The sequence below is a fragment of the Bacillus sp. UNC41MFS5 genome (assembly GCF_000686805.1).
Genome location: NZ_JMLP01000031.1, coordinates 24,217 through 34,391 on the forward strand (window position 1 = coordinate 24,217; position 10,175 = coordinate 34,391).

A 10,175-nucleotide genomic window follows, 5' to 3' on the forward strand; every position below is an offset into this window, starting at 1 on the left:
AGTTTAGGTTAGGAAGGTTATTAGGCATGCTTATTTTTAGTATATCATGTGATTTTTAGGATTTTTATTGAAAAATATTGACAAACTATTAGCTGGTTTAGTTTAAGTAGATTATTTCACAAGAAACTCTTGAACGTGTCTTTCCGGATGCAAAAGAAAAGCATGGTATGCGTTGGACACCCTTTAGAAACCTAAAAAAAAATTTTCCATGCAAGCGATGCTTACTTTTGCTGCCATGAATTTAATGTGTAAAGTAGTTTTCTTTTTTGAACCAATGATTGAAAATTCTTAGTATATTCAACCAAGCCCCCCCACCCCATCAAATCCTCGTCTGAAATCTTCCAAGTATGGTTTGCTGAGTCTTGTCGAATAGCAGCAAAATCATAACGATCTGTTGAATAGATGCTAAAGCCTTCTTTTTTGCATTGATCGATAAAAAAGTAATCCTCCGCACGATTTACTTTTTCAAAACGGATATTATAAAACACATTTTTTCTAAACATCAAAGTTGCACCAGCTACTGTATCGGACATTGAATTTTCGATTCCTGGAACATGAATTAAAGCCTTTTTATTTTTGAAGTATATATAAATAGAGCTTTTTCCAACAATGGAGATATTAGGATCCTCAAAGACGGACATTGCATTTGCAATATAATCAGGTCCGTAATAATCATCATCGTCAAATTTGGCTATAATATCATAATTTGAGTTCAAGACCCCAAAATTTAAACAATCACCTAAAGCAGCCTTTTCATGCAGTTGATAAACCCGAACATTCGGATATTTCTTTGCCTTCTTAATCCATTTATCAATGTCCATGGTATCTTTATTCAATATAATAATTAATTCTTTTTCCCACCATGTTTGCTGTTGATAATTCTTAAAAACATTATCCATACATTCATCTCTTATGGTACAAGTAATAATAGAGACCATTTTTTCACCCCTCTCTTATGAATTGATAACAGTTGCTAAAAATTTTGTTAGGTTCGGAAACCTTTCAAGTTTTTGTATTTGTTGCATATCTCTTTGTAACTCTTTTTTTGCTTCTGAACTAAATCCTGCCGCACCTATTATATTAAAATGTCGTATATCGACTTCTAGCATCAGAATAATCGTTTCTAGGATATAGATAAATTTTTCCGAGAAAACTTGAAATTGCTCTGGATTAGATTTTAGAAGCGATTTATACTCCTTTAAGATGTTATTCATCGTGTTCAAATCTGTCATCCTAGCCAGTTCTAATGCAATGCCAAAATTAAGACATCGACATCATGATGTTTTATTGTGAATAAGCCGAAGTTTCCAACCGCCTCTTTCCACTTTCTTTCCTCGACAGGATGTTCTTGGTGGTATGTGGGCATTTTATTACTCACTACGTATTTGACGCCCATTTTATATAACCTGTATCCTAATTCCCAATCTTCATAACCGTAATTAAAAAATTCTTCATCAAACAATCCTGCCTGGGTGATAAGCTCCTTTTTGATAGAGATATTCCCTGTTAGAAATGCCATCCATGGAAACATGAACCCTTCTAACTTTTCATTGTAATTACTAATTATTTCTTCGAACCATAGGTACGCACTATACGATATATCTTTGAAGTGCCCCTGTACTATATCGTCTTTATTAATCAGTGGATATGGGGTTTCGATAGGATGTTTAGAATTTTTGAATCTCTTATATATTTGGTGATTCTCTTTTGTTAACTTTTCGATTTTATTCGTGAATTGGTCGGAAAATTCGGGGAAAATACAAGAATATAGAGCTTTTGAATGCATCGTGCCTGTCACAATCAGATTATCGGTTAAATGGTGATAGTTATAGTGATTTTGTACAAACTCAGGTTCAGTAATCATTTCAGCATCAAGGAAAATAAGAATCCTGCCGCTTGCTGATTCGATACCTAAATTTCTAACCCTGGCTCTTCCGAGTTTTTGTGTGCTGTGTATATAATTAAAAATATAGGGAGGATGATAGTTTTTTAATTTTTCTTCTGTTTCATCAGTAGATGCATCATTAATAAAAATTACTTCCATCTTCTTAACGTTAAAGGATTGATTTTCAAGTGAATAAAGGGTAAATAAATTTAACGGATACTTATTTCGGGAAGGTATTATAATACTTACTTCATTATCATCGTTCGTTTCATTATTGGAGATCTTTTTATTCGCAGTAGATTGATGTTTTACATAACGCATGTTTTCACTTCCTTTCAATAAACCTGTCCAAATGGTCTTTATAGAATATGAGTGACATTTATAACTGACTAAACTACTACCTATTTTAAAAGATTAAATGCACTTTTTTAGTTAATTGGTGAATTCAAATATTACAAGAAAAAAGAGCCCGTAAGCTCTTTTATAGATGTGTAATAAAGGTGGTGATGATTGATAGGCTACCAAGGTGGCGGAATGGGCACATTTTTCTTTGATTGTTGTTCTATTCATCCTTTAATCATTGTTGGGGCATCCTTCATGTGTTGAGGATACTAATAATCACAACTAGAGGGGTTCTAAAAATTATTTTAGAACCCTCTTTAATTAACTTTTATGTCGCCCTTTGAGTCAAATGCTACGGTAATATCAATTCCTTCATAAACTAACCTGCTTCGTTAGTGGAACAAGAAAAAAAGAGCCGCAGATTCGACTCTTTGTTACTCAAGCACCCTTTAGTTTAAGTAGAATCCTTCACAATCTTTTTTTACACATTAATAAACTCCAATCCCTTAAATGTGTTGCTCTATACAAAGCGCCTTCTTATAAAAGAAAAGCGCCAGATTGCGGAATATTGAAAAACAAGAGTAAGCTTCAAAAATAGTTCCTCAGTTATTTTGCTAAAGCCACTCATAGTGAAGTGAAAAATGCTGTAAAGCAATTTAAAACTTTTTTGGATAATAAAATTATGTTCAGGACATATTATTGTCGTGGAGGTGATTTATTATGGCTAATAATCAACAACCAAACAAAACTCAAGCTGGGACTAACGCCCAACAGGTTAGACAACAAAATGCTCAAGGTGGACAAGCTAGAGCTGGTCAATTCGGAACAGAATTTGCTAGCGAAACAAATGCACAAGAGGTAAGTCGTCAAAACCAACAATCCCAGCAAAATAATAACCAAAACTCTTAATTTGTGACTTTATAAAACACCTCTTATCGCTCGGTAGGGGGTGTCTTTTTATGAACTTTTTTTGAGGTAAAGCAATTTACAAACATTCTTATTTTCAAACTAAACCTTCGATTGAGCAATTTCTTCACAAACTTTTTAAAAAATTAAGAACTGAAAAATCAGCTTGGTCTTCTATTTTATGATATTGTTGATCATCTAACCTGACTGTTGAACAAGAAGAAAATTACAATATTAAGTCACGGAATCTTCAACTTTTGCAACCAAGTAGTTCAATAAGAAGTTTTGTATGTTATAGCCAATGCTTTTCTGAATATGAAATTAAGTTTTAATCGTAAAATTCTACACAAAATTTAAACGACCGTCCTTTACGGGCTTGTCTTAAATGCATAAACTATTAAGATATCATTAGAAAAGAGTGAAAATATTGTCAACAAACTTAGTTGCAACAGTAAGAATTGTCTTGGCTTTAACGGTACAAGCCATTCGATTTGCTAATAGTGCAAAACTGATAATTCAACAACTTGAAGGTTTTGGTTTACCATCCAATCCAATCAAACCACAATTATATCACGATGCCATGGATAGTCTAACTGATGCTTTTAATACTATTCAAGCTCCCCCTTTAAATATACAATGGACAACTGACCCTATACTTCCACTTAACCCAATTTATCCTAATGATCCTATAAGAATTAAACTATCAGACAACCGAGCATTGCTGGCATTAGATAGAACCAATGATGCTATCAGATATATTCACACAGCTATACTATTAAGTGCTGATCCTGACATCACTGAGCAACTGCTTTTAATTAGATTCCAGGTAAAAGCCGCACGACTTGCACTTGAAGATGGTATAGATGCTCCTCCATTTGCAGGAGATGTTAAGAGTCGATAATTTATCGGCTGTTTTTATTTAGTTTACAAAAGTTTTTTTCACTAACCTGCTTCGTTAGTTCATTAAAAAAAGAAGTTGCCACAGCAACCCCTTGTTAATACAGATAGGTAAGGTTTTGAAGTTATCGCTCCCTTTTCCCCCCGTCTACACCGTACAAGCAGCTTTCACCGCATACGGCGTTCCAACTATACCAATCCACTTTAACCATAACACTGTTTAGTATTGTGATATTTAATGTGTTTCATTTCTTCCGTTTCAATAAGTCGGTGCCTCCCGTGGGAGGTGAACCTCTTTTAGTCATACGAGAACCTTTAACCGATAAAGAATTGCCTTGCATGATTAAAGGAATCTTCAATAGTCTTGTGGCTATCCCTCCATGTTGATTAGACATTTCATCGGTACTGTGCCACTACTTTCACTGATATAAAGAAAAGTTATACGGCAACTATTATCATTATCGCTTTTCTTTTCAACGCTTCGTCGGGAGTAAGCCCTCCACGTTATCAGCTTACAATGTTGAATTATATCTATTATAGAATGAACTTAGGTGCTTCCATTAAGCCTGTTAGCCGTTCATATGCCTGTAACATATCATGGACTTTCATATGAGTTATTTTTACTCATCCACTGCTAACCTCACGCTGTGGCGATATACACATTTCCATGTATTGTGCTTGTAGACCCGTACATTCAGAAGTTCGTCAGCTTACCCTTTTCTTGTAGGTTTATTTGCATTCTCACCATATTCTTTCAACTCATGCATCATGAACTACACCACTCCTTCGAGTAGGATTTCGGCAGCCGAACTGCTACGGTAGTTTCTCACGCCTTTTCGCCGAGCTTATAACACTACCATTCTTACTAAATCCAGTGCTATTCGACTAAGAGAGAACCCTTCAGGGCGTTACTCCATCATTTGATTCTTCGATATAATCCTTCAGTTCCGACAGGAACTGTCTGACCTTTACCTGAGTATTGTAACCAATCTCAATTTAAGCCAGAAACATTTCGCACAACTCAAGCACCCGTTAGCCATCCATGCAGCACAAAATCAGTGCTGCACCACAGAGAATGAAAATGGTTAGGAAGTGTCAATACTGTTACTGACCTTAATCCAGTCAACCCTAATTCATAGACTTATTAATTATCGCTCTCCTCTTTTTTTATGATTGAGCAGGGTCTTCTTAAGTATTGTCATTTTTCTAATGTTGAAGAAACTTAATTTCATGGTAGTTGAACACGTACATTCTCTTTTACTAACCTGACGCTTTGTTCTATTCAAGCAATGTAAATTTCAAATTTATGAGCATATTAAGTAAGTCGAGTAGACAAAAATATTCGCATAGTACTTCAATGAAAAGAGGGTTTAAAAAATGACAGTTGGAAAAGATGTTCAAACCGCTTTAGCAAGTTTAAAAAGTGCACAAGCAAGCTTTGAAACTTTTGCTTTAGCAACCGATAACCAGAATGCAAAGCAACTTTATCAACAAGCCGCACAACAAACAAAATCCGTACTTGACAGCCTTCAACCTCGTCTTCAAGAAATTCAAGGGGAAGAACCTCAGTACAATCAGCAATAAAGTGTAAGCGTCTTTATCAAATATGATAAGATATCCCAGATACATTTTCTGGCGGTCGGAATATGATGTTATATAAAAAATTCATGTCCATTTTCCTAAACCATCCTTTCTAGGATGGTTTTGTTTTTTAGAACAACATTTATTCTGTTCCATAAGTTTTTAACAAAAATACATCAAAAAAAATCAATTTTATTGCACAATATGGGTCAATTGCGGCATAAATGAGAGATGGATTTTCACCTTTCTTGTTCCACTAACCTGCTCCATTACTTTAATAAAAAATGCCTTACTTCGTTGTTGAAGTAAAGCACCCGTTAGCCATACATGCAGCGGAAAAATCGTCGCTGCACCACAAAGAATGAAAATGGTTAGGAAGTGTCAATACTGTTACTAACCTTAATCCAGTTAACCCTAATCCATAGACTTATTAATTATCGCTCTCCTCTTTTTTTTAACGATTGAGCAGGGTCTTCTTAAGTATTGTCATTTTTCTAATGTTGAAGAAACTTAATTTCATGGTAGCTTAAGAAGGTTTTAACACTTACACACCATCAAATGATTGCCATCAGGGTCTTTAAAATTAAACCATTGGTTATGCTCTATTCCTGTTGTTATTTCTACATTCTTTTCCCTCATAAACTCATAAGCATTTTCTATATTATTAGTATTGAAATGAAATAGTGGGACTTTGAATATATTTTCAACTGAAAAAATCTTGCTATCTAATACAATCCCTGTTCCATTCATAGGTACTATAAACAAATGACCAAATAATATTTCGCCTTCTGCTGCTAAACCAAGTATGTCACAATACCAATTACGTGCCTCTTCAATATTACGTACAGGAATAAAAACTGTCCCGATTTGATTTAGTATAGGATTCATAAATACCTCCAATAAATATGACATTGAATTACTAATTTTATCAATTCGTCGATAGGTCTCTTTTTCCCTTTTCTTATTGTACTAAACTGCTTCGTTACTTTAAGTGTATTCCTACACAATCTCTACGTTTTCATAAATATCCAAATTTCCCCTGGGTGTTTTTCAGCAATATGGCCCTAGAATGAAAAATAAGCGCTTATCCTTGTTCAAAGAAAGCGCCCGATTGCTTGATAAGAAAAGCACATTTTTTTATCTGCCTATTTTACATAACTATTTAGCGATAATTATAATTTCTTTATCTAAAAGGCTGAATTAAAACCTGAATGATCCCTCAGCTTCTTTGGATCCATTCCGAGCCTCATTCAGCAGTCTATGGCCTGTAAGCCAAACTGCCACCCCGGTCCCCCACAATATTAGGGCAGAGCCAAAACCGATAGATGTCCACCATACCATAATTTGATGATTCTCCCAGGTAACTCTCACAGGCAAAGTTAGCAGTGTGATTGCCGAAAGCAGACAGAGGAGAGTACCCGAAATATAATGGATCTTAACCTGAAAAAGGTGCGCTAGAGGAAAGAAATGAGCACCTACAATAAGAGCCATCAAAGGGACAAACAAATCCAAGTGATTGGTATACCCACAAATTGCGGCGGTGGCGGCAATCAACACGCCTTCTAAACCGAAAATAATACCGAACCATATATTCTTTCGCTTCCAATGATGGGAATCACCTTTTATCATCTCATTTGATAACTCTCTTGAATTTATTATCACTACTATTCCACCGATAAGCAGAATAACACCAATTAACAGGGATAAGATCAAAAGCCAGAGAAATCCCCAGCCCTGCAGTCCTTTAATTCCAATTCCCGCCCACATAGTACCGAAAAATGCCATGAAGATAACTCCGGAAGCTGCCCCCCCGCACAGCAGCTCTAGGAATGATGGTTTGCGACATATCTTGAACCCTCCTTTTTCAAATTCAATCTAAAATGGAAAAAACTCCAATTCTCCATTATAGGAAATTTTACCATAAAATGTCGGTGTTTTTATTTATTTATTTATTTATTTATTTCCGTTTATTATCCCTTGTTTGATTTGCAAAAGATTAACATCTAAACAAAACACATAAAAATAATTGAATGGTGCATCTCTGTTGCACTAACCTTCCATGTAATGCAACAAGAAAAAGAGCCGCAGCTACGACTCTTTGTTAAACTCAAGCACCCAATAATTTAAGTACATTTATTCACAAACAAGATTCATTTCACTAAGGTGCAAATACGACCGAGCTTGTTTAAACACGTTCAAGCTTTTTAAATGGTCTTTGAGGTAATTCAACACGGATATTATCACCTGGTTTCACTTCTCCACTCTGCAATATAACTCCCATTATTCCTGCTTTTCTTATTAGATTTCCGTCTGACTCCTTATCCAAAACAGCCTTTAAAAGACCAGGTTTAAAATTATCAATTTGAGCACAAGGATTCCGTAAACCTGTTACTTTAATAATTGCAGACTCACCTATTGATAATATCGTGTTAGTAGGGAATTCAAGAAGATTTATTCCGACAGTTGTAATATTTTCACCCATTTGTCCAGGTTTAATTATAAAACAGTCTGCTAACTCTTCGAATAACTCATTGTGAATTAAATGCACTTGTCTTAGGTTCGGTTGGTTTGGATTTTGTGCCACTCTCGAGCGATGTTTAACCGTTGAACCAAAGTGTGCATCGCCTTCTACTCCTAAACCCTTCACTAATCTTATAATCTCTTGATTTTCTTTACTAAACGTATGCTTCTTACTTATACTAACCGCTATGACTGTTCCTAAAATTGAACTCTCTTTTTTTTCATCAAACATTCAATCCTCACAGCCTTCCTTTTTTTAAACTCCCTGTTTCATATTCAATAAAGGTTTAATTATTCCTTCTTCTACTAACCTGCCCAGTCAGTGGAACAACAAAAAGAGCCGCAGCTACGACTCTTTGTTAAAAGCACCCGTTAGTATAAGTGCAAACCTTCACAAACTTTAAAAATCATTCAATAAGAAAAGAGTATTACCCTTGATGGAGTAATACTTTTAGTCAATCTCTTGCTCTTGTTCTTGCCCTCTGTACATCTCTAATATTCTTCTGAACCGTTATGGCTGCAAATAAACTAAGAACAAATGCCATACCATAAAATCCCTTTTCGCTTAAAACAATACTTCTTGCATTGTACAAACCGATGCCCATTAATGAAATAGATACAATAAGTGCAATCCAACTAATTCCATAATAAATATTAGTAACTGGTATTCCTTCATTCTTATCTCTTACTGTTTTTTGTAAAGATACCGCTGAAAAGAGTCCGAATACTAAAATTGCAAAGTAATACCCTTTTTCATTCAGTTGCATCGTTGCGTTATACAAACCTATAAGATAGGCAGTAACACCTACTAACAGCGCTGCCCAAGAAGCCCCTTGGAATGCTGGAGTCGGTTCTCCCTCTTTCCTTTTTACTTTCATTTTTGAGTCATTTTGTTTACCTTTTTCTAATAAAACCTCATTATCATTAGATATTGAATGTTTCACCTCCATCTTTTTATCTAATATATTCTTAATTTCCAATTAAGATTCCGAATTCACGACTTGCTAAACTATCCTGCTTCGTTAGTGGAACAACAAAAAAAGGCTACCTTAGCAGCCGAATATTATTGAACTCAAGCACCCGTTAGTTGAAAAAGACCTCTTTTAGGTGAACGGAAACATATTTGGATTTCGGTCTATTAAATAAAGCAACCTCATAATTTGATAACCAATTCAATTCCCCAATCGACTGAAAATAATCTCATCTGGTTTAGTTGATGAGACAAGTTTTTTAACTATTTCATTACCGTTCTTATCCTTGACCACCAAATATATTTCGCATAAATAAAGGTTGTGGTTTATAAAAACTTCAGCTTTATGGTTACGATGGGGCTACTCTTTGGTTTTTTCCAAACATATTCGTTTTTTAACTTGCTTTTTTCACACAGTTATAGGCATCATCGAATGGTCTGCTTTCCCAGTTATTTAATTTTATCACCTTATCTATGCCTTGCTTCAAAATATCCAATATTACCTCTTTTTTCTCTTGGTCCTCTAGTTTAAAAAATCCATTTACATCATAACCAATCTCCACATCACAGAACCCATCTATTATTGTTAAAGAAGGAGTTGGGGAGCCATTAACACAGAAGATGTTGATTTGCTTAATATTTTCGGTATTGAATTTTGAAAAACATTTTTCGTAAAGGGTCGTATACATCTTGATTGATAAGAAAAATTTGTTTTTACATCTGCAACCCCATCGTCGTTTTCTGAATATAAAAGAAAATGTTTTAATCTCATTATTAATCACCTAAATAAATTTTCTACTTCCATCTATTTTTATCCTTCTTTAACTAAGCTGCTTCGTTAGATCAACAAGATTAAAGCAGTATTGTCAAACGTATCTGTAAAAAATGACAAATTTATGAATCTGGTGAAAAACTCTTTTCAATTTCAGTTTTAATTGACATTATTCCTATTAAAGCAGTAGGAATAGTAGGTGTTTTGAAAATGTCTTTGTATGAAAAATTACCAAGTGATTTTTTGATTCAATTTTATTATGAAGTGAAGAAAATGATTTCAAAAGGATTAGTTTCTAAAAA

At 34.5% G+C, this 10,175-nt stretch carries 11 protein-coding genes and 1 pseudogene; 4 read left to right on the top strand and 8 right to left on the bottom strand.

The features are described 5' to 3' along the window. Positions 1-119 precede the first annotated feature (119 nt). Positions 120-292 (top strand): annotated as a pseudogene (locus BR30_RS35965) (transposase); the annotation flags it as partial. Here BR30_RS35965 and BR30_RS33565 read toward each other — a convergent pair. From BR30_RS33565 to BR30_RS33570, 3 genes are read right to left on the bottom strand one after another with little or no spacing between them, the layout of a single operon-like run. After that, positions 222-899 carry a glycosyltransferase gene (locus tag BR30_RS33565; protein ID WP_051633629.1) on the bottom strand — a complete coding sequence of 226 codons (678 nt, stop codon included), beginning with the start codon at positions 897-899 and terminating at the stop codon, positions 222-224. The pseudogene BR30_RS35965 and the gene BR30_RS33565 sit on opposite strands and share 71 nt — an antisense overlap. A 54-nt stretch (positions 900-953) precedes the next feature. Further along, positions 954-1,214, bottom strand: a complete 261-nt coding sequence (locus BR30_RS0114610; RefSeq protein WP_155928631.1) for a hypothetical protein — start codon at positions 1,212-1,214, stop codon at positions 954-956. Between the two features lie 29 nt (positions 1,215-1,243). Next, positions 1,244-2,206, bottom strand: coding sequence for a glycosyltransferase family 2 protein (locus BR30_RS33570; RefSeq protein ID WP_051633630.1), 963 nt, complete (start codon positions 2,204-2,206; stop codon positions 1,244-1,246). A 741-nt stretch (positions 2,207-2,947) separates the two neighbouring features. On the opposite strand from BR30_RS33570, the gene BR30_RS0114620 reads away from it, so the two are divergent. The 3 genes from BR30_RS0114620 to BR30_RS0114630 all read left to right on the top strand — a co-directional run bounded on the left by BR30_RS0114620 (position 2,948) and on the right by BR30_RS0114630 (position 5,614). Then, positions 2,948-3,136: a gamma-type small acid-soluble spore protein gene (locus tag BR30_RS0114620; RefSeq protein ID WP_026565644.1), complete on the top strand. Its 189-nt coding sequence runs from the start codon at positions 2,948-2,950 to the stop codon at positions 3,134-3,136. A 424-nt stretch (positions 3,137-3,560) separates the two neighbouring features. Next, on the top strand, positions 3,561-4,034 hold the full coding sequence (locus BR30_RS0114625; protein ID WP_026565645.1) for a hypothetical protein: 474 nt from the start codon (positions 3,561-3,563) through the stop codon (positions 4,032-4,034). A gap of 1,373 nt (positions 4,035-5,407) precedes the next feature. Then, a complete protein-coding gene (locus BR30_RS0114630) occupies positions 5,408-5,614 on the top strand; it encodes a DUF1657 domain-containing protein (protein WP_026565646.1) in 207 nt (68 codons plus the stop codon). Between the two features lie 534 nt (positions 5,615-6,148). Here the strand turns inward: BR30_RS0114630 and BR30_RS0114635 are convergent. The 5 genes from BR30_RS0114635 to BR30_RS37910 form a co-directional block, all read right to left on the bottom strand. After that, complete coding sequence (locus BR30_RS0114635) at positions 6,149-6,499, bottom strand: VOC family protein (protein ID WP_026565647.1); 351 nt, start codon at positions 6,497-6,499, stop codon at positions 6,149-6,151. 312 nt (positions 6,500-6,811) lie between these two features. Then, positions 6,812-7,396 (bottom strand): hypothetical protein, encoded by a 585-nt coding sequence (locus tag BR30_RS33575; protein WP_231507721.1) that lies wholly within the window; start codon positions 7,394-7,396, stop codon positions 6,812-6,814. 400 nt (positions 7,397-7,796) lie between these two features. Further along, positions 7,797-8,363, bottom strand: coding sequence for an MOSC domain-containing protein (locus tag BR30_RS0114645; RefSeq protein WP_035445590.1), 567 nt, complete (start codon positions 8,361-8,363; stop codon positions 7,797-7,799). 223 nt (positions 8,364-8,586) lie between these two features. Beyond that, entirely contained in the window at positions 8,587-9,009 is a 423-nt protein-coding gene (gene yiaA, locus BR30_RS0114650) for an inner membrane protein YiaA (protein WP_442852981.1), read from the bottom strand. 487 nt (positions 9,010-9,496) lie between these two features. Then, positions 9,497-9,883 carry a hypothetical protein gene (locus BR30_RS37910; RefSeq protein WP_026565650.1) on the bottom strand — a complete coding sequence of 129 codons (387 nt, stop codon included), beginning with the start codon at positions 9,881-9,883 and terminating at the stop codon, positions 9,497-9,499. Positions 9,884-10,175 lie beyond the last annotated feature (292 nt).